This window comes from Sphingomonas sp. M1-B02 (assembly GCF_026167525.1).
Lineage (GTDB): Bacteria > Pseudomonadota > Alphaproteobacteria > Sphingomonadales > Sphingomonadaceae > Sphingomonas.
The window spans coordinates 2,401,642-2,419,893 of record NZ_CP110679.1; the positions used below are offsets into that span (position 1 = coordinate 2,401,642).

At 66.1% G+C, this 18,252-nt stretch carries 18 protein-coding genes and 1 other RNA gene; 4 read left to right on the forward strand and 15 right to left on the reverse strand.

The features are described 5' to 3' along the window. The first annotated feature begins 7 nt into the window (after positions 1–7). A complete protein-coding gene (locus tag OKW87_RS11530) occupies positions 8–289 on the forward strand; it encodes an ETC complex I subunit (RefSeq protein WP_265539644.1) in 282 nt (93 codons plus the stop codon). Here OKW87_RS11530 and OKW87_RS11535 read toward each other — a convergent pair. The 4 genes from OKW87_RS11535 to OKW87_RS11550 are packed head-to-tail and all read right to left on the reverse strand — an operon-like array spanning position 286 to position 2,967. Next, positions 286–813 (reverse strand): NUDIX hydrolase, encoded by a 528-nt coding sequence (locus OKW87_RS11535; RefSeq protein WP_265539645.1) that lies wholly within the window; start codon positions 811–813, stop codon positions 286–288. The genes OKW87_RS11530 and OKW87_RS11535 overlap by 4 nt on opposite strands. After that, on the reverse strand, positions 810–1,481 hold the full coding sequence (locus OKW87_RS11540) for a TPM domain-containing protein (protein WP_265539647.1): 672 nt from the start codon (positions 1,479–1,481) through the stop codon (positions 810–812). Before OKW87_RS11540 ends, OKW87_RS11535 begins: the two co-directional genes overlap by 4 nt. Position 1,482: 1 nt before the next feature. Beyond that, positions 1,483–2,349 carry a TPM domain-containing protein gene (locus OKW87_RS11545; RefSeq protein WP_265539649.1) on the reverse strand — a complete coding sequence of 289 codons (867 nt, stop codon included), beginning with the start codon at positions 2,347–2,349 and terminating at the stop codon, positions 1,483–1,485. 27 nt (positions 2,350–2,376) lie between these two features. Beyond that, positions 2,377–2,967, reverse strand: a complete 591-nt coding sequence (locus OKW87_RS11550; RefSeq protein ID WP_265539651.1) for a LemA family protein — start codon at positions 2,965–2,967, stop codon at positions 2,377–2,379. 111 nt (positions 2,968–3,078) lie between these two features. Between OKW87_RS11550 and mscL the strand changes: the two genes are divergently transcribed. Together mscL and OKW87_RS11560 are read left to right on the forward strand one after the other, a co-directional pair. Continuing rightward, a complete protein-coding gene (mscL, locus tag OKW87_RS11555; RefSeq protein WP_265539653.1) occupies positions 3,079–3,525 on the forward strand; it encodes a large conductance mechanosensitive channel protein MscL in 447 nt (148 codons plus the stop codon). A 125-nt stretch (positions 3,526–3,650) separates the two neighbouring features. After that, positions 3,651–4,736 (forward strand): phytanoyl-CoA dioxygenase family protein, encoded by a 1,086-nt coding sequence (locus OKW87_RS11560; protein WP_265539655.1) that lies wholly within the window; start codon positions 3,651–3,653, stop codon positions 4,734–4,736. Positions 4,737–4,865: 129 nt separating this feature from the next. Here OKW87_RS11560 and OKW87_RS11565 read toward each other — a convergent pair whose 3' ends face one another. Continuing rightward, a complete protein-coding gene (locus OKW87_RS11565; RefSeq protein ID WP_265539657.1) occupies positions 4,866–5,294 on the reverse strand; it encodes an RrF2 family transcriptional regulator in 429 nt (142 codons plus the stop codon). 57 nt (positions 5,295–5,351) lie between these two features. Between OKW87_RS11565 and ssrA the strand changes: the two genes are divergently transcribed. Next, positions 5,352–5,697, forward strand: a transfer-messenger RNA (tmRNA) gene (gene ssrA, locus OKW87_RS11570). Between the two features lie 48 nt (positions 5,698–5,745). Here ssrA and OKW87_RS11575 read toward each other — a convergent pair. The 10 genes from OKW87_RS11575 to nusA all read right to left on the reverse strand — a co-directional run bounded on the left by OKW87_RS11575 (position 5,746) and on the right by nusA (position 18,252). Continuing rightward, on the reverse strand, positions 5,746–6,993 hold the full coding sequence (locus OKW87_RS11575; protein WP_265539659.1) for a YihY/virulence factor BrkB family protein: 1,248 nt from the start codon (positions 6,991–6,993) through the stop codon (positions 5,746–5,748). A gap of 39 nt (positions 6,994–7,032) precedes the next feature. Continuing rightward, positions 7,033–8,037 carry a sensor histidine kinase gene (locus tag OKW87_RS11580; RefSeq protein ID WP_265539660.1) on the reverse strand — a complete coding sequence of 335 codons (1,005 nt, stop codon included), beginning with the start codon at positions 8,035–8,037 and terminating at the stop codon, positions 7,033–7,035. 129 nt (positions 8,038–8,166) lie between these two features. Then, on the reverse strand, positions 8,167–10,551 hold the full coding sequence (pnp, locus tag OKW87_RS11585) for a polyribonucleotide nucleotidyltransferase (protein WP_265539662.1): 2,385 nt from the start codon (positions 10,549–10,551) through the stop codon (positions 8,167–8,169). 148 nt (positions 10,552–10,699) lie between these two features. After that, positions 10,700–10,969, reverse strand: a complete 270-nt coding sequence (gene rpsO / locus OKW87_RS11590) for a 30S ribosomal protein S15 (RefSeq protein WP_265539664.1) — start codon at positions 10,967–10,969, stop codon at positions 10,700–10,702. Between the two features lie 18 nt (positions 10,970–10,987). Then, on the reverse strand, positions 10,988–11,983 hold the full coding sequence (gene truB, locus OKW87_RS11595) for a tRNA pseudouridine(55) synthase TruB (protein WP_265539666.1): 996 nt from the start codon (positions 11,981–11,983) through the stop codon (positions 10,988–10,990). Positions 11,984–11,990: 7 nt separating this feature from the next. Further along, the gene (locus OKW87_RS11600) at positions 11,991–12,584 is read right to left on the reverse strand and encodes a thymidine kinase (RefSeq protein WP_265539668.1); all 594 of its coding nucleotides are present in this window, start codon (positions 12,582–12,584) and stop codon (positions 11,991–11,993) included. 32 nt (positions 12,585–12,616) lie between these two features. Beyond that, a complete protein-coding gene (rbfA, locus tag OKW87_RS11605) occupies positions 12,617–13,018 on the reverse strand; it encodes a 30S ribosome-binding factor RbfA (protein WP_265539670.1) in 402 nt (133 codons plus the stop codon). Positions 13,019–13,170: 152 nt separating this feature from the next. Further along, positions 13,171–15,876, reverse strand: a complete 2,706-nt coding sequence (gene infB, locus OKW87_RS11610; protein WP_265539672.1) for a translation initiation factor IF-2 — start codon at positions 15,874–15,876, stop codon at positions 13,171–13,173. An 8-nt stretch (positions 15,877–15,884) separates the two neighbouring features. Next, complete coding sequence (locus tag OKW87_RS11615) at positions 15,885–16,643, reverse strand: DUF448 domain-containing protein (RefSeq protein ID WP_265539673.1); 759 nt, start codon at positions 16,641–16,643, stop codon at positions 15,885–15,887. Continuing rightward, entirely contained in the window at positions 16,624–18,252 is a 1,629-nt protein-coding gene (nusA, locus tag OKW87_RS11620) for a transcription termination factor NusA (protein ID WP_265539675.1), read from the reverse strand. The genes OKW87_RS11615 and nusA overlap by 20 nt, the downstream gene beginning before the upstream one ends.

An 18,252-nucleotide genomic window follows, 5' to 3' on the forward strand; every position in this document is an offset into this window, starting at 1 on the left:
TGTCCCCATGCAGACCGCCCGTATCTATCAGCGCCCCAAGAATGCGATGCAGTCCGGTCGGGCGCGCACCGAGGGCTGGATCCTCGAATTCGAATCGAGCCGCCAGCAGGAGCCCGATCCGCTGACCGGCTGGAACGGCGGCGGCGACACCAGCAACCAGATCCGCATCGGCTTCCCGACGCTGGAGGCGGCCAAGGCGCATGCCGAGCGCGAGGGCTATGCCTATCACATCGTCCCCGCTCCCGAGCGCAAGCTCAAGCTGCAGGCCTACGCCGACAATTTCCGCTAATTGAGCAGGCTGCCCGCGAGGAGCAGCAGCAGCTTTACGTCGATCGCCACGCCTTCGGCACGCTTCTGCGCCACGAAGCGGGGCATTTCGTCGCGGCCGACGCGGTGGACAAGGATGTCCTCCTCGCCGCGGATGCCGCCGCCTTCGCCGATTCGGGTCAGCCCCGAGGCGCGGACCAGGTTGAAGCCTTCGGTCACCATGCCGGGCGAGGAATGGAAGAAGCCGAGGTCGGCGATCGTCTCGCACGCGTAACCCGTCTCTTCCTCGAGCTCGCGGCGCGCGGCGGCGTGGACGCTGTCGCCCGCGCCTTCGTCGCCGATCAGCCCGGCGGGGAGTTCGAGGCAGCGGCGGCCGAGCGGCACGCGATATTGCTCGACGAGCAGGACATGGTCTTCGTGGTCGATCGCGAGGATGACGACCGCCTCGATCCCGCGGGTCCGCGAGACATATTCCCAGCGGCCCTGGCGCTTGACGCTGATCCACTTGCCTTCCCAGGCGGTCTCTACGGATTCGTCGGGGATCATAGTTCGATCAGGCGATCGGGTAGCTCGTTGGTATCGCCGGCGGTGCGCGGGAAATGCTCGCTCAGGACATGGCCGATCTGGCTGACCGCCTCCGCCATGCCCGCGCCGATCTGGCCCTGCTTCACCTGGGCGATGAGCGCGGCCATCGCCTCGCCCCATACCTCGGGCTCGACCTTCGAGTGGATCGATTCGTCGGCGATGATCTCGGCGCGGTGCTCGGCGAGGCTGAGATAGAGCAGGACGCCGGTCGCCGCCTTGGTGCGCTTCTCGGCGCCGGTGCGGAAAAGCGCGAGCGCGCGGCGCTGGACGCGGCGCGACTTGGTGGCGGCGGGCGTCAGCAACAGCCGCAGCGAATCGCGCGCGAGCAGGACGCGGACGACCAGGAAGGTCACCGCCATCAGAATCAAAGCGAAGGTGAGATACCAGCGCGGCGGCACCGCCTCCGCCCAGCTGTCGACGAACATGGCGTGGAGCCATTCGACCGGGGCGGGCTGCCAGGCGAGCAGGGCCAGGACGAAGAGCATCGCCAGCACCGCCCAGTGCAAGGCGACGTCATGATAGGAATCGGAGCGGCCGGCGACGACCGTGACGATCTCACCGTCGCTGCTGCGCTCGGCCGCGGTGACCGCGGCGGTGACCAAGGCATGATCGGCTTCGCTCAGATGCATGTCACCAGCCCCCCGAGGCGCCACCGCCTCCGAATGATCCGCCGCCGCCGCCGAAGCCGCCCCCGCCCCCGCCACCGAAACCACCGAATCCTCCACCGCCGGAGCCGCCGCCCGAGTGGCGGCTCATCTCGCTGGCGATGCTCCACAGGATGATCGGCCAGGCGCTGCCGCCATCGCCGCGACCACGATATTTGCGCGCGCCCCACGGGCCCTTCTGGCTGCGTCCGCGGCCGCTGCGCAGCATCGGGATGATGACGAAGGCGAGGATGATTCCGAAGAACAGGAGCCCGAAGGGGAAGCCGCCGCTGCTCTGGCGATTGCCGCTGCTGCGCGTCGCGCTCGCTTTGTCCGCCTCCGCCTTGGCGCGGGCTTCCGCAGCTTCGAGCGGGAGCTTGAGCTGGTCGGCGATCGCGGTGGCGCCGGCGATGATCCCGCCCGGCATGTCGCCTTCGCGGAATTTGGGGAGGATCGTCTGGTTGATGATCGTGCTCGCCAGGCCATCGGTGACGATCGGCTCGAGCCCGTAGCCGACCTCGATCGCGACCTTGCGATCGTTGGGCGCGACCAAAAGGATCACGCCGTTATTGGCATCCTTCTGGCCGATCCCCCAGGCGCGGCCGAGCTGATAGCCATAGTCGCGGATGTCGCGATCCTCGAGATCGGGGATCGTCGCGATCACGAGCTGGCGCGTCGAGGCCTGCTCGACCTGCTGCGAGATCTGGCTGAGCTGCGCCTCCTGCTCGGGCGAGAGCAGGTTCGCGGCATCGACCACCCGCCCCGTAAGCTTGGGGAAGGTCTGCCCCTGCGCCGTCAGGGGCAGGAGCAGGAGGAAGGCGAGCAGCCCCGTCAGATAGCGATACGCAGTCACGATGTTGCCTTCAGTTCGAGGCGTGGATCAGCTGCCGTTGCCGAAATCCACGGTCGGCGCGACGTCGGCGCCCGCCTTGGCGGCGAAGGGCGTGATCGGCTTGGCGCCGTGGAAGATCTTGGCGCCGATCGCATCGGGGAAGGTGCGGATGCGGGTGTTATAGTCCTGCACCGCCGTGTTGTAGTCGCGGATCGAGATGGTGATCCGATTCTCGGTGCCCTCGAGCTGGTCCTGCAGCTTCTGGAAGCCGACCTGGCTCTGGAGCTGGGGATAGGCCTCGGTGGTGACGAGCAGGCGCGAGAGCGTGCCGCCGAGCTCGTCCTGCGCGGCCTGGAACTGCTGGACCTTGGCGGGATCGGCGAGATCGTCGCCGGTGAGCTGGATCGACGTCGCCTTGGCGCGGGCGTTGATCACGTCGGTGAGGATCTTGCCCTCGGAGCCGGCGGCGCCGCGCACCGTGCTGACCAGATTGGGGATCAGATCGGCGCGGCGCTGATAATTGGCCTGGACGTCGGCCCAGCGCGCCTTGGCGGCCTCCTCGGCCGTGGGCACACTGTTGAGCCCGCAGGCCGAGAGCAAGGCGGCGGAAACCAGGACAAGTGCGGCACGAAACTTCATCGGGAGGTCCTTCTCAGACACAGGGTCGATAGTGTCTTATACGATGTCAACACTGGAGCCCGAAAGCGAAATCGGACATGTCTGTGTCGCTTTCGACAAGGAGATCGGGGAATGTTGGGCGAATTCAAGGCTTTCATCGCGCGCGGTAACGTGTTGGACCTCGCCGTGGGGGTGATCATCGGCGCGGCCTTTGCGACGATCACCAAGTCGCTGACCGACGATCTGATCATGCCGCTGATCGGTGCCCTGTTCGGCGGACTCGATTTTTCGAGCTATTTCGTCCGGCTGGGCGCGGTTCCCGCGGACTATGCCGGATCGCTGCAGGATTATGCCGCGCTCAAGGCGGCGGGGGTGCCGTTGCTGGGCTTCGGCCAGTTCCTGTCCGTGGTGATCAATTTCCTGATCCTGGCCTTCATGGTGTTCCTGCTGGTGCGCTTCGTGACGAGGCTGATGCCGACCCGCGAAGAGGAAGCCGCGGTGGCCGCCGAAGCGGCGGATGTCGTGCTGCTGCGCGAGATCCGCGACGCGATCCGGGCGCGCGGGGCACCTTCCAGTTAACGGGATGTAGAATCTTCTGCGCCAATTCGACGAGCCGGCTCCAATTCCTCCGACACTGCCACGCATAATTTGACGACGATCGGCAAGCATTCGGGGAACGTCGGGGCAGCAGAGGGCAGGTTGGCATGCAAAAGCTCAAGGCTTCCAATGACACTTCCGCGTTTGAAGTGCCTGCTGTCCTGGACGAAAAAGGCAGGCTTACGGAACCTTGCGTCCGAAAAGCCCTGACGAGCATGGATATGCACGGCCTGGTTGTCTTGACCAACCTCCTGTCGGAAGCGCAGGCGGATGTTGGTGCCGAACTGATACGTCAAACCATCGACGATCCCGATCGCAGCCGGTGCGCCTTCGCCAGCGAGACCGATAACCGGTACCTGCGTCGCGACTTCTGCTCGCTTCCTTCGACGCCGCTCGTGACGCGCTTTGCTGCCGGATTGTGCCAAAGCCTGGAGGACATCCTCTCCGAATATTGTGGCCGGTCCCATCCGCTTCTCGAGGTCACCACGCTGACCAGTTATTTCGGCTCATCGCATCAATATGTTCACCGTGACCCGAGCGGCGTGATCAGCCTTTTTGCCGCGGTGGAAGATGTATCGGAGCAACAGGGCGGGACGGTGTTCATCCCAGGCACGCACATGTACGACGGTGCCGAGCGGAAGCATGACGGCAACGCCTATGCGTTGATGGAGCTGTTTCGCCTACAATGTAACTTTCGGATCCTTCTCTATAATTTGAGAAAACTCTGGAGCTTGCGAAACGACGACGCGGCTCCCCTGGCACCTGGTGAGTTTCGTGACCGGGTATTTTCGAGCAAGTGGGACGAGCATCAGCCCAATTTGCTGCGCTTCGCGTTGGGAAAAAATTCCCAATTCAGCCTCCGCATGCTCAGCCCCAGCAACTTGTGGAAGCTGTTTCGCCACCGTGCGGCCCTCAGGAACCTGTTCCACTTGGTCCAGACGGCGCCACGGAAGGGGACGGTCATTCTCTATCGGAGCGATATGCTCCATGCGGGCCCCGACAACCGATCGCCGCATCCCCGGCGACTTTTCAGCATGAGTCTCGCCCGGGGCATGGTCGAACCGAAACTCTGGCAGGCTGGCTATTCGCCGCATCCCACATTGACTGCCAGTCCCATGTCCTTCGGGGATCTTCTGGATTATCCGCTAACCTCCAGAGCCCAGCACCAGACCGCGGGCATGTTGGTGGATTGACGCCACTGCTCGGAATCGGCGGCGCGGGCCGGCCCCCGCTCCGACGAGCTGGACCGGCATCCCGCCTTCATTAACGGCACGCGGCCGGGCGCAGCCTTCGGCGGGGGTGCGGGTAGCCGGATTCGAACGTCAGGCGGCCGCGAGGTCTTCGGCGATCGCGTCGGCCAGGCTGGTGCCGTCGAGGATGCGGGCGGTTTCGTCGCGCACGCGCGCCATCGCCTGGCGGATCGCGCAGGCATTTTCGTCCTTGCAGTCGAGGCAGGCGCGATAGGCGGTGCGGCTGACGCAGGGGACCAGCGCGAGCGGGCCCTCGATCACGCGGATGATCTCGCCCAATGAAATGAGGTGCGAGGCGCGGGCGAGGCGATAGCCGCCCATCTTGCCGCGGGTGGAGAAGAGGAACCCGGCCTCGCGCAGGTCCGCCAGGATCAGCTCGAGAAACTTGCGCGGGACATTCGCCTGTGCCGCGATGCGATTCATCGGCACGGGGCCGGTGGAAGGCTGTTCGGCGAGGTAGAGCATCGCGCGGAGCGCGTAGCGGGAACGCTGCGTCAACATGATGCACCCTTCATGCCAAGTGTTTACGACAGTGTGAAGGCCTAGCGCGTCCCACCTGACCTTTTCATTAATCGCGGATGCCCTATATGGGTTCTTGCCGGGTTCGCTCGGCTATGGGGATAAACGACGGCGTGCAATAGATGCAGCGGACGCGGGGGCAGTACCCGCCGGCTCCACCATAAGCGGTGGTGGCTCTGGACACCGTTTCTGACGGGGCCGAACCAGGATCGACGTGTGTTGAAAAGCGCCGACTATTTCCCAGCGTGGGCCACTGTGACGGCCTGAAACACAAGTGCCAACGATAACGAAGCACTCGCTATTGCGGCGTAACCCCACGGCTTAACGGCCTAAGGTTATTCTAAAATGCGCGGTTGGACCGCACCGGGCAACAGAAGCGGATTCCAGCGGTACGGGGGGCACCGGGCAACAGAAGCCCCCCACTCACCAGTTTTCAGTCGCGCGCGCGCAGCCAGGCCAGGCCGGTCGCGGTGGCGATCAGCGCCGCGCCCGTTGCGGCATGGCGCCGCTTGCGCATCATCGACAGGCCGATCGATGCGAGCCCGGTGCTGATCCACCCGACCTTCGGCAGGCCGACGATGCGTGCCGCGAGGCGTGACGCGACCAGGCTGCCCTGGGCTTCGGGCGGCGGCGCGGCGGGAGACGGCAGGCGGGGGCGTTCGGGAGGCGCCGGCAGCGCGGCGACGGGTTCATCGGCGACGTGATCGGCGACCCAGGCGGCGCGCAGGCCGATCGGCTGCGGCGCGCCGACGGTGGTATCCTCGGCGGTCTGATGTTCGAGCTCGGCATTGAGCTCGGCGCCGAACAGGAGGATGTAGCTCGACAGATAGAGCCAGGTCAGCAGCGCGACGACGGCACCGAGCGAGCCGTAGGTCGCATCGAACTTCCCCACATGCGCGACATAGAGACCGAAGCCGAGGGTGAGCAGGAGCCACATCAGCCCCGCGAACAGCGAGCCCGGGGTGAGCCAGATCCACTGCGCCTGCTGGCGCGACGGGCCGAAGCGATAAAGCGCGGCGGCGCCCGCGGCGCCCGCCAGCATGAGCAGCGCATAGGCTAACAATGTACCGAGCAGGAGCAACGCGTCGCTGGCGCGCGGGGCGAACGCGCTCAGCGCATTGAGCGCGGCGATCGCCAGCGCCGCCAGGATCGCGGCGCAGACCGCCGCCGCAGTCATCGCCAGCGACGTCAGGTTGAGTTTCAGGAAATTGCGCTTTTCCTGTTCCTCATAGGCGATGTTGAGCGCGGTCAGGATCGCGCCGGCGCCGTTGCGCGCGCCGAAGATAGCGATGCCGAGCGCCAGGAAGACGCCCAGCCCCTTTTTCTCGTCGGAACCGCGGACGAGCTCGAGCAACTGTCCGCCGACCGTGCGGGCAATGTCCGGCGGCATCACTTGCGTTAGCGCCTGCATGTGGCGGATCACCGTCTCGGGCGTAACGAAGATGCCGTAGCAGAGCGCCACCGCGGTAATGAGCGGCACGAGCGCCAGGAAGCCGTAGAAAGCGACCCCGGCGGCAACCAGGCCGATATTGTCGTTCGACGATTCGGTCCAGGTGCGGATCGCCACCGCCTTCCACGCCGCCAGGGGCATATGCCACGGGCTGCGGGCGTCGCGCCCCTTTGCGTCGTCCATCGTCTCGTCCCTGTTGCTGCCGACGCGCGGCCCTGGCGCGTGGCTCACCAAGCGCTTGGAAAGCCCGGCTGTTCCGGGGACGGCCGATCAGGCGGCGATGGTGAGCCGCGCGATCGTGCGCTCGCCGCGGATCATTTCGAAGCGTCCGCCCAGCTGCCCCGCCAACATGGTCGCGATCTGGAGGCCGAGGCTGCCGCTCGTGCCCAGTTCGAACTCCTCGGGCAGGCCGTTGCCGTCATCGCGCACCTCGATCCGGAGATTAGCGCCGTCGCGGGTGCAAGCGATCTCGATCTCGCCGGTCTCGCGACCTGCGAAGCCATGTTCGATCGCATTGGCGACGGCCTCGGCGACGATCAGCGCGATCGGGGTAAGCGAGGCGGGCGGCACCGCGCTATCGTCGAGCGACAGGCGCTGGCTGATGCCGGTGCGCCCGCTCGCCTCGATCACATCGGCGCCCAGCGGTCCCAAGATACCGTCGAGCCCACGAACATGATCGTGCATCTCGTAAAGCTGGCGGCTGATCCGGCCGATCGTGCCGAGCCGTCGTGCGGCCTCATCCATCGCGGCGCGGGCATCGGGATCGGTCACCTGGCGCTTCTGGAGCGTGAGCAAGCCGGCGACGACCTGGAGGTTGTTGGACACGCGGTGCTGCAGTTCGGCGAACAGCAGTTCCTGCGTTTCGGCGAGCACCCGGCTGCGTTCGCGTTCGGCCGCGAGATGGGTATTGGCGCGCTGCATCAGGTGGATGATCGCAATGTCGGTCGTCACCACGAACACGTAAAAAGCGAGGGCGATCGCGGTGGGTCCGGTCATCACGAAGCCGAGCGGCGGGATGAAATAATACCAGGACAGCAGCCCGCACAGGATCGCGGCGATCGCGCCCATCCGCCAGCCGAAAACGAACGAAGCGAGCAGGACCGCGGGGAAAAAGGTGACGTAGGGGAAGCCGGGCGGCAGCCAGTCGCTGGCGCCGAGGCGCGCGAAATAGGCCAGAACGACAAGCGCAAGCGTCCCCGTCACGGCTAGCAGCGGCCGGTTCGCCGCAATCGGCAGGCGCTCGAGCCTGCTGGCCGGGCGTTCGCTTCGTTTCATGTTCGGTCCGCCCCCTTCCCGCGCAGCGCGTAGCATTGTGCGCGCACGCTTGCCATCAACATGGAAAAAGGGAGCCGCGTCACCGCGGCCCCCTTCCTCCTCTCCGAACTTTCGCCGGATATCTTGTAGTTAGTCCTTGTCGCCGGTCAGGAAGGCGGGGAGGCCGATATTCTCGCCGCCCTCATCCTTGCTCTCCGAACGCTCGGGACGCGGGCCGCGGGGACCACGGTCGCCGCCGCCACCGCCGCCTTCGCGACGCGGGCCACGATCGCCGCCGCCGGGACCACGACCACCGCCGCCGCCGCCGTCACGGCGACGATCGCCGCTGGGACGATCGCCACGATCACCGCGCGGACCGCGATCGCGATCGCCGCCTTCGCGGGGTTCACGTGCAGGGCGGGTGTCGGCCAGTTCCTCGCCGGTCTCCTGATCGACGACGCGCATCGACAGGCGAACCTTGCCGCGCGGATCGATCTCGAGGACCTTGACCTTGACTTCCTGGCCTTCGCTCAGGACGTCGGCGACCTTCTCGACCCGCTCGTTGCGGATTTCGCTGACATGGACGAGACCGTCCTTGCCGCCCATGAAGTTCACGAACGCGCCGAAATCGACGAGATTGACGACCTTGCCGGCATAGACCTTGCCGACTTCGGCTTCCTCGACGAGACCCTTGATCCAGGCGATCGCCGCCTCGATCTGCGCGGGATCGGACGAGCTGACCTTGATCACGCCCTCATCGTCGATATCGACCTTGGCGCCGGTGGTGGCGACGATCTCGCGGATCACCTTGCCGCCGGTGCCGATGACTTCACGAATCTTCGACTTGTCGATCGTGAAGCTCTCGATGCGCGGTGCGTGCGCCGAAAGCTCGCTGCGGGTCTGGTCGAGCGCCTTGGCCATCTCTTCCAGGATGTGGATGCGGCCGGCCTTCGCCTGATCGAGCGCGACGCGCATGATCTCTTCGGTGATCCCGGCGATCTTGATGTCCATCTGCATCGTGGTGATGCCCTCGGACGTGCCGGCAACCTTGAAGTCCATGTCGCCGAGATGATCCTCGTCGCCGAGGATGTCGCTGAGGACCGCGAAATCCTTGCCCTCGAGGATCAGGCCCATCGCGATGCCCGAGACCGGGCGCTTGATCGGCACGCCGGCATCCATCAGCGCGAGGCTGCCGCCACAGACCGACGCCATCGACGAGGAGCCGTTGCTCTCGGTGATGTCGCTGGTCAGGCGGATCGTGTAGGGGAATTCCTCCTTGGTGGGCAGCACGCCGTGCAGCGCACGCCATGCCAACTTGCCATGGCCGACTTCGCGGCGGCCCGGCGCGCCGAAGCGGCCGACTTCGCCGACCGAATAAGGCGGGAAGTTATAGTGCAGCATGAAGTGCTGATAGCTGAGGCCGCCGAGACCATCGATCATCTGCTCGCTGTCACGCGTTCCCAGCGTGCAGGTCGCGATCGTCTGGGTCTCGCCGCGGGTGAACAGCGCCGAGCCGTGCGAGCGCGGGAGGAAGTGGACTTCCGCCTCGATCGGACGGACCGTCTTGGTGTCGCGGCCGTCGATGCGGCGGCCTTCCTTGAGGATCGCGGTGCGGACGATGTCCGCTTCCAGCTTCTTCACCAGCTTGAGGCTGGCGAGATAGGCCTGGGGATCGCTGTCCTTGAGGTCGGCCATGCCTTCGCGGGCCTTGGCGCGGGCCTCGTTGATCGCGGTCTGGCGCGCCTGCTTGTCGGTCAGCTTGTAGGCGGCGTCGAGATCCTTGCCGATCAGCTTCTTGAGCTTGGCCTTCACTTCGACCTTGTCGTCCTGGACCTTGAGATCCCAGGGCTCCTTGGCGGCCTGCTCGGCGAGCTTGATGATAGCATCGATCACGCGCTGCGATTCGCGATGCGCGAACATCACCGCGCCCAGCATGACGTCTTCCGAAAGCTCCTTGGCTTCGGATTCGACCATCATCACGGCGTCCTGGGTCGCCGCGACGACCAGATCGAGGAGGCCGGCATCGACCTGTGCGTCGGTGGGGTTGAGGATATAGTCGGTGCCGTCATAGCCGACGCGCGCCGCGCCGATCGGGCCCATGAAAGGCACGCCCGACAGCGTCATCGCAGCCGAGGCAGCGACCATCGCGAGGATGTCCGGCTCGTTCTCGCCGTCATAGGAGAGCACCTGCGCGATGCAGTTGATCTCGTTGTAGAAGCCCTCGGGGAAGAGCGGGCGGAGCGGACGATCGATCAAGCGGGAGATCAAAGTCTCCTTCTCGGTCGCGCCGCGCTCGCGCTTGAAGAAGCCGCCCGGGATGCGACCAGCAGCCGAGAACTTCTCCTGATAATGGACGGTCAGCGGGAAGAAGTCCTGGCCTTCCTTGACATGCTTGGCCGCGGTCACTGCGCACAGCACCACGGTTTCGCCGAGCGTCGCGATCACCGCGCCGTCGGCCTGGCGGGCAACCTTGCCCGTTTCGAGAGTCAGCGTCTTGCCGCCCCACTCGATCGATACAGTCTTCTTGTCGAACATTGGATTTCCTTCGTCCGGCGGCCAGATGCCTGCCGGTTCCTGTAAGAGGCTCTATCTGGAGCCTGGTGGCGGTGTTTCCGCCTCGACGCCGTGCCGGATTGCAACTGCGCCGATACCAAAACGGCCCCCAAAGCGGGGGCCGTCCGGATTATTTGCGAAGGCCGAGCTTCGCGATGATGTCGGTGTAGCGGGCGTTGTCGCTCTTCTTGAGATAATCGAGCAGCGAACGGCGCTTGTTGACCATGAGGAGCAGACCGCGGCGCGAATGGTTGTCCTTCGCGTGGGTCTTGAAGTGCTCGGTCAGGTTGACGATGCGTTCGGTGAGGATCGCGACCTGGACTTCGGTGCTGCCGGTGTCGCCATCGGCGCGGCCATGTTCCTTGATGAGCGCGTCCTTGCGCTCTGCAGTGATCGTCATAGGTTTTCCTTCGACATCTTACAGATTGAAGCCGCGGACGACCCGGACGAATCCGGCCTGAGCCTCTACCAGCGCGACAGGGACTTCCCCCAGCAGCGCGAAATATTGGCCCTCTTCAGCGGCAATCCCGGCCAAGACCTGCCCCTGTCGGAGCAGCCCTGCCTGGTCGGGGGTGAGGGAGAGAGCCGGGATGTCGACCAGCCCCGCCCTCAACGGCAGGAGGAGTGTTTCAAGCTGCCGGGCCTTAGCGGCGTCGGCCAATTTGTCCAGCGAAATCGCGGGATCGAGGGTGAACGGGCCGGCGCGGGTGCGGCGGAGCATGGTGACATGGCCGACGGTGCCGAGCGCGAGGGCGATGTCGCGGGCGAGGGAGCGGATATAGGTGCCCTTGGAGACATGGGCGCTGAGGGTGATTTCGTCTAGCTCCTCCCCGGCACGGGGAGGGGGACCAGCCGAAGGCTGGTGGAGGGGGCTCTCCTCAAGCGCCTCGCTTGCGGCGCGCCCCCTCCACCAAGCTTCGCTTGGTCCCCCTCCCCGTTCCGGGGAGGATAAAGTGAGGGCATGTATCGTGACATCGCGGCTCGCGAGCACCACTTCCTGGCCGGCGCGGGCGAGGTCGTAGGCCCGCTCGCCATCGACCTTCAGCGCGGAGTAAGCCGGAGGCACCTGCGCGATCGGGCCTGTGAAGCGGGGCAACACCGCTTCGATAGCGGCACGCGTGGGGCGCACATCGGACGCGGCGATCTCCACACCCTCAAGGTCGAGCGTGTCGGTCTGGACCCCGAACGCGATCGTGAAGTCATAGACCTTGTCGCTGTCGAGCATCCGCCCCGCGAGCTTGGTCGCCTCGCCGATCGCGATCGGCAGCACGCCGGTCGCCAGCGGATCGAGCGTGCCGCCATGGCCGACCTTAAACTTGCCATAGCCGCCGTCGCGCAGCGCGCGCTTGACCGCGCTCACCCCTTGGGTGGAGCCGAGCCCGAGCGGCTTGTCGAGGATGATCCAGCCATGCATGCGCGGTCTACTGCGCCGCGCCGACGGGTGCCGTACGCTGCATGAAATGGCGGCGGCACAAAGCGATATAGCGCTCGTTGCCGCCGATTTCCTTCTGCTCGCCCTGGCGGACCGCATTGCCTTCGGCGTCGACACGCAGGTTCATCGTCGCCTTGCGCCCGCATTCGCAGACCGATTTGAGCTCGACCAGCGAATCGGCGAGCGCGAGCAGTTCGGCCGAGCCGGGGAAGAGCTTGCCCTGGAAATCGGTTCGCAGCCCGTAGCACAGCACCGGGATGCCGACCTCGTCGGCGAGATGCGCGAGCTGGCGGACCTGGGCCGGCGAGAGGAACTGCGATTCGTCGACGAGGATGCAGGCGAGCGGCGCCTGGAAATGCGCCTCCTCGGCGATCAATCGCAGATCGGTATCCTCGGCGAAGGGGATCGCATCCGCGACGATGCCGAGCCGCGAGTCGATCACCCCCTGCCCGCCGCGATCATGCGCGCCGGCGGTGAACAGCAAGGTGCGCATGCCGCGCTCGCGATAGTTGAAATCGGCCTGGAGCAAGGTGGTCGATTTGCCGGCGTTCATCGAGGCATAATAGAAATAGAGCTTGGCCATCGAGCCATCCTTGTAGCCGGCGCGTCGCGCGATCAGTCCTCGGACGGATCGCCCAGATCCTGCGCCACCTTGGGCGCGCGCAGGAGGGTATCGATATGGGTGCCTTCGTCGAAGCTGTCGTCCGCCAGGAATTTGAGCTTGGCGGCATATTTCATCCGCACCTTCGAGGCGACTTCGCGCTGGAGATAGGCGGTGTTGGTGCGCAGCGCCTTGAGCACCTTCTCCTCCTCCTTGCCGAGCAGGGGCTTCACGAAGACGGTGGCGTGGCGCAGATCGGGCGACATGCGGACTTCGGTAACCGAGACCATGTGCCGTGCGAGCGTCTCGTCATGGACGTCGCCGCGGGCGAGGATCTCGCTGAGGATGTGGCGCACCTGCTCGCCGACCTTGAGGAGTCGAACGACGCGGGTTTCGGGGGTTTCGGCGTGTTTCATGTCGCACCCTAAAGTCCCTCTCCCAGCGGGAGAGGGAGGGACCCGCTCGGCGCAGCCGAGGGGGAGGGTGAGGGTGACTAGCAACCTAGGTCGCCCTCACCCTTCCGGCGCTACGCGCCTCCCTCCCTCTCCCAACGGGAGAGGGAACTTGATTACAGCGTCCGTTCGCGCATCTCGACTTCGAACGTTTCGAGATAGTCGCCCGGCTTGATGTCCACGAAATTCTGCGTGAAGGTCACGCCGCATTCGAGGCCCGCGCGGACTTCGGGGACATCGTCCTTGAAGCGCCGCAGCGAGGCGATTTCGCCCTGATAGATGATGACGTCGTTGCGGGTGATGCGTGCCTTGAGCGCCTTGCGGATGACGCCTTCGGTGACGAGCAGACCGGCTGCCTTGCCATGCTTGCCCGCGCTGAACACTTCCTTGATCTCGGCGCGGCCGACGACGGTTTCGAACGCCTCCGGTCCGAGCTGCCCCGCCATGCCGGCGCGGATCTCGTCGGTGAGCTCGTAGATCACGTCATAATATTTCAGCGCGACCTTCTGCCGCTCGGCGATTTCGCGCGCCTTGGCATTGGGACGGACGTTGAAGCCGATGATCGGCGCGCCGCTGGCACCCGCGAGCGTCACGTCGCTCTCGGTGATGCCGCCGACGCCCGCGTGGAGGACGCGTGCGCGGATGTCGTCGGTCGAGATCTTGTTGATCGCGGCGACGATGGCCTCGATCGTTCCCTGGGTGTCCGCCTTGACCACCAGCGGATATTCCATCGCCTGCTTTTCCTTGAGCGCCGAGAACATGCTCTCGAGGCTGGCGGGGGCGTTGGTGGTCCGCTTGTTCTGGATGACGCCGGCGCGATATTCTGCGACTTCGCGGGCGCGCGCTTCGTTCTCGACCACCGAAAGCGGATCGCCCGCCATCGGCACGCCCGAAAGGCCGAGGATCTCGACCGGCATGGCCGGGCCGGCTTCCTTGAGCTGGCGACCCTTGTCGTCGACCAGCGCACGGATCTTGCCGCTCTCGGCGCCGACCACGAACACGTCGCCGACGCGCAGCGTACCGCGATTGACGAGCACGGTCGCTACGGGTCCGCGGCCCTTGTCGAGCTTGGCTTCGATCACGGTGCCCTCGGCGGGGCGATCGGGATTGGCCTTCAAGTCGAGCAGTTCGGCCTGGAGCTGGATCTTCTCGATCAGCGAATCGAGGCCGATCTTCTTGAGCGCCGAGACCTCGACGTCCTGGACTTCGCCGCCCATCTCCTCGACCATCACTTCATGCTCGAGCAGGCGCTCGCGCACGCGCTGGGCATTGGCGCTGTCGAGGTCGATCTTGTTGATCGCCACGATCATCGGCACGCCGGCAGCCTTGGTGTGATTGATCGCCTCGATCGTCTGCGGCATCAGCCCGTCATTGGCGGCAACCACCAGCACGACGATGTCGGTGATGTCGGCGCCGCGCGCGCGCATCTGGGTGAAGGCCTCATGGCCGGGCGTGTCGAGGAAGGTGATCTTCGACTTGTCCTTCAGCGTAACCTGATAGGCGCCGATATGCTGGGTGATGCCGCCGGCTTCGCCACGCACCACATCGGTGCCGCGCAGCGCGTCGAGCAGCGACGTCTTGCCGTGATCGACATGGCCCATGATCGTGACGACCGGCGGACGCGTCTGCAGCGTCTCGTCGGCATCCTCGACCGTGTCGATCGCGAGATCGATGTCGGCATCCGAGACGCGGACGATGTTGTGGCCGAATTCGGTGACGAGCAGCTCGGCAGTGTCCTGATCGATCGTCTGCGTCATGGTGACGGGCGAGCCCATCTTGAACAGCGTCTTGACCAGATCGGCGCCCTTCTCGGCCATGCGATTGGCCAGTTCCTGGACGGTGATCGATTCGGGCACGACGACGTCGCGGACCTGCTTGACCTGCGGCTCGCGCGGGCCGCCCATGCGGCGATGCTCCTTCTCGCGGGCACGCTTGAGCGCGGCGAGCGAGCGGGCGCGGGCGCCGTCATTGTCGCCGAGCGCACGGTTGACGGTGAGCTTGCCCGACTGGCGGCGATCGTCGCCCTGACGGCCGCGTGACGGACGCGCGGGCGGCTCGGGACGCTTGGGCGCGGTGCTGCCTGCAGGCAGCGGGCGGCCTTGGGTCGATTGTGCAGCGGGAGCCGGCGCGGCCGGCTCCGGCGCAACCGGCTCGGGCTTGGGCGCGGGGCGGGGAATGTCGGGACGCGCGACCGGCGTGAACAGGCGCGGCGCGGGACGGCTGGGATCCAGCCCGAATGCGGGCGGCGCCGGCGGGGGCGGCGGTGCGACAGGCTCGGGTGCGGGCGTCGGGGCGGCCTGGACCGGCTCGGCGGCCGGAGTGACCGGCGCGGGCGCGGGCGCAGGTGCGGCGGGCGTGGGCGGTGCCGATGGCGCAGCGGCCGCCTCGGCTTCCGCGCGAGCGCGCTCTTCAGCGCGACGGGCTTCGGTTTCGACTGCCTCGGCTCGCTCACGCTCTTCGCGGCGGCGGGCTTCCTCGAGCGCGTTCATGCGCGATTCGTCGGCCTCGCGCAGCAGCTTGGCCTGGAGTTCCTGGCGCGACAGCAGCGAGTCGCCCGCGGCGCGCTGCGGCGCTGGGGGCGCCACGGGGGCGGGCGCAGGCGCGGGCGCGGCCTGGACGGGCTCGGGCGCAGCGACCGGAGTCGCTTCTTCCTGCGGAGCGCCCTGGGGTCCGAGGACCCGGCGACGCTTCACTTCCACGACGACGGTATTCGAGCGGCCATGGCTGAAGCTCTGCTTCACCTTGCCCGTCTCGACGGTGCGCTTGAGCCCCAGCGGCGCGCGCATGCCCAGTTTCGGCTTTTCGTTTTCGGTGTCGCTCATGCGGCTGCTCAAAGTCCCTCAGTCAAGTTCGTCATAATCGTCGGCTGCGCATCTGACGGATGCGCCGATGCGCCCTGCGAGCCTGTTTCGCAAGGCGGCGGAGCAGGTTCGGATCCGATAAAGTGCAGCCAGCGGTCGAGCGCTTCGCTCACCCGCTTCGCCGCCCGGGCGTCGGTCAGGCCGGCATGTACCACATTTTCGCGGCCCAGCGCCAAGGACAATATGGTGCGCGGGATCGGCAATGTTAAGCCCTTGAGCCCGCTGCCTTCCGCATCCGATCCCACGCGCCACGCCTGGGCGAGCTTGCCGGCGCCGTCCTCGCCCGCGTCCGACGCGTGGAGGAGGAGCCGAAGCTTGCCCGAGCGCGCCGCGGTGGCGAGCTTCTCGCCGCCGGTGACTAGCGCACCCGATTTGGACTCGAGCCCCAGCCGATCGAGCAGGTTGCGGCGCAATTGCTGTTCGATCCGTTCACCGAGATCGTCGGGAATCGTGATCTGGCCGAGCTTGAACGCGCGCAGCAGGGCGCCGCGCAGCTTGCCCTTGGCCTGCGCTTTCTCCAGCTCGACGCGGGTTACGCCGATCCAGGCGCCGCGACCCGGCGCCTTGGCGCGGACATCGGGCCAGATCTCGCCGTCGGGCGAGAGCGCGAGGCGCACGAGATGATCGCGTGCGTCATGCTCGCCCGAGAGGATGCAGCGGCGGATGGGACCATCCGCCGTCGCTTCGCCTTCGTCTACGCGACGGGTTTCATTGTTCGGATTCCGCAACAGCGTCCTCCGAAGTTGCGGCCGGGGCCGCTTCGTCCTCGAACCAGTGCGCGCGGGCAGCCATGATGATCTCGTTGCCCTGCTCGTCGCTCAGCCCATATTCGGCGAGCACGCCGCCCTTGGGCTCGGGACGCTTGGGGGCGTCCTCGTTGCGGCGGCGTGGCTCCTGGCGCTTCTTCTCGACCAGTTCGTCGGTCGCGAGATCGGCGAGATCGTCGAGCGTCTTGATGCCCGCCTTGCCGAGCGTGACCAGCATCGCCTCGGTCAGATAGGGCATCGTCGCGAGCGCATCCTCGACGCCGAGCTCGCGGCGAGCCACGCGATTGGCTTCCTCGCGGCGCTCGAGCGCTTCCTGCGCGCGGTTCTGCAGCTCGGCGCCCAGATCCTCGTCGAAGCCTTCGATCTCGGCGATTTCGGACAGCTCGACATAGGCGACCTCTTCGAGGCTGCCGAAGCCTTCGGCGACCAGCAGCTGGGCCAGCGTCTCGTCGACGTCGAGCTCGTTCTGGAACAGCTCGCTATTCTGGACGAATTCCTTCTGGCGCTTCTCCGAGGCGTCGGCCTCGGTGAGGATGTCGATCGCCTTGCCGGTGAGCTGCGACGCCAGGCGGACATTCTGGCCGCGGCGGCCGATCGCGAGGCTGAGCTGATCGTCTGGGACGACGACTTCGATGCGGTCATCCTCCTCGTCGATCACGACGCGGCTGACATTTGCCGGCTGGAGCGCGTTGACCACGAAGGTCGCGGTGTCGGGCGACCAGGGGATGATGTCGATCTTCTCGCCCTGCATTTCCTGGACGACCGCCTGGACGCGGCTGCCCTTCATGCCGACGCAGGCGCCGACCGGATCGATGCCCGAATCATGGCTGATCACGCCGATCTTGGCGCGCGAACCCGGATCGCGGGCGGCGGCCTTGATCTCGATGATGCCGTCGTAGATTTCGGGGACTTCCTGCGCGAACAGCTTCTTCATGAAATCCGGATGCGCGCGGCTGAGGAAGATCTGCGGCCCGCGATTTTCGCGGCGGACGTTGAGGATGATCGAGCGGATGCGATCGTTGACGCGGACGACTTCGCGCGGGATCTGCTGATCGCGGCGGATCACGCCCTCGGCGCGGCCCAGATCGACGACGACGTGGCCGAACTCGACCCGCTTGACCACGCCGGTGATGATCTCACCCATGCGATCCTTGAATTCCTCGAACTGGCGCTCGCGCTCGGCGTCGCGGACCTTCTGGAAGATGATCTGCTTCGAGGCCTGCGCCTGGATGCGGCCGAATTCGATCGGGGGCAGCGGATCGACGATATAATCGCCGACGACCGCGCCCTTCTGGAGCTTCTGCGCATCCTTGACCGAGACCTGCTTGAAATAATCGTCGACCGCCTCGACCACTTCGACGACGCGCCACAGACGAAGATCGCCCGAGACCGGATCGAGCTTGGCGCGGATGTCATTCTCGCTCCCGTAGCGATTCTTGGCGGCGCGCTGGATCGCGTCTTCCATCGCCTCGATGACGATGGCGCGGTCGATCAGCTTTTCCTTGGCAACCGAATCGGCGATCGCGATCAGCTCGGCCCGGTTGGCGGAAATGGCAGTGGCAGTGGCCAT